The organism is Clostridium sulfidigenes, assembly GCF_000732635.1.
In the GTDB taxonomy this organism is placed as follows: Bacteria; Bacillota; Clostridia; order Clostridiales; family Clostridiaceae; genus Clostridium_J; species Clostridium_J sulfidigenes.
Window position 1 is genome coordinate 1 of record NZ_JPMD01000081.1, and the last position, 1,506, is coordinate 1,506.

Annotated in this window: 1 protein-coding gene; it reads right to left on the reverse strand. The window is 34.3% G+C overall.

The genetic code is table 11. The features are described from left to right. Nucleotides 1-180: 180 nt before the first annotated feature. Nucleotides 181-1,401 carry an IS256 family transposase gene (locus IO99_RS18020; RefSeq protein ID WP_198028610.1) on the reverse strand — a complete coding sequence of 407 codons (1,221 nt, stop codon included), beginning with the start codon at nt 1,399-1,401 and terminating at the stop codon, nt 181-183. Between the last annotated feature and the right edge of the window lie 105 nt (nt 1,402-1,506).

Here is a 1,506-nt window from a genome sequence, read left to right on the forward strand (position 1 = left end):
AATAATATAAAAAAGAGAGTGTGAAATTATTTCTGTAATAGCTTTCTATGATAATTATTTTAAAGGCATGGAGGTCATGATGTAGCTACCATGCCTTAATTTTAATATAATAGTAAATAAATTACATGTCAAGAACACCCTTTAAACCGGGTGTATTTTTTTATATATTAGCCGTAGGCTTTAAGGAAGTCTTCCTTCATACATTATGGACAGTTCTCCATAAACTTTGCCCCAGTTTCTAAGTGGTAAACTCCATTTTTTTGTGGCTTCAAAAGTTGCTAAGTACAATGCTTTTAGCAACGAGATATCACTTGGAAATACACTTCTCTGACGATTCAATCTACGATAAGTACTGTTAAGACTTTCAATAGCATTAGTTGTGTAGATAACCTTACGTACATCAGCAGAAAACTTAAATATAGGACTTATAACATCCCAATTAGCAGACCAGCTTTTCATTGCATTAGGATAGTGTTCGTGCCATTTTTCAGTAACTTCAATCATACGAGCATGTCCTTGCTCTTCAGCTGGTGCATGGTATATAGTTTTTAGATCTGCAGCAAATTCCTTTTTATCTTTATCTGCAACATACTTCAAAGTATTACGGACCTGATGCACTATACATCGTTGGTATTCGGTGTTAGGAAAAGCTACATTGATAGACTCTTTAATTCCAGAAAGCCCATCAGCGCAAAGAATCAGGATATCTCTTACCCCTCTATTTTTCAACTCATTTAGCACACTAAGCCAATACTTGCTACTTTCATTTTGACCTATTTGAATACTAATAACTTCTTTTCTTCCCTCTTCATTTATCCCAAGAATAACATAAGCAGCCAACTTTTTAATAACATGATTATCCCTTACAGAGAAGTGTACAGCATCAATATAAACTATTGGATAAACTTGTGAAAGTGGGCGTTGTTGCCAATCTTCAATCTCCGGTAGCAACCTATCGGTAATATCAGAAACCATTCCTTCGCTAACTTCAAAACCATATATATCTTCAACCTGATCTGAAATTTGACGGGTCGTAAGACCTTTGGCATACATTGAAATTATTTTATCTTCAATGTTGGAAATATCCTTTTGTCTCTTCTTAACAACCTTCGGTTCAAAAGAGCTGTTGCGGTCCTGTGGAACATCAATTGTCATTTCGCCATACTTACTGCGTATTTGTTTTTGTTTCTTCCCATTGCGCGCATTAGAACTATCGCTACGTTCATATTCATCATAGCCTAAATGGTTGTCCAACTCAGCTGCTAACATACTTTCAATTGTACCTCCGAGTAAGTCTTTTAATGCATCTTGAATATCTTCTGCAGATTGAATGTCATATTCTCTAATTAAATCTGCTATGATATTCTTTTTTCCTTCGCTTAATCTTTCTTTTCTTTTCACCATAAAAACAGCCTCCCATGATATATTTATTTTATCATAGAAAGCTGCTATTATTTGTAATTTACAGACTTTTTTTCACAGGCTCAAATAAACTGCAATTAAATA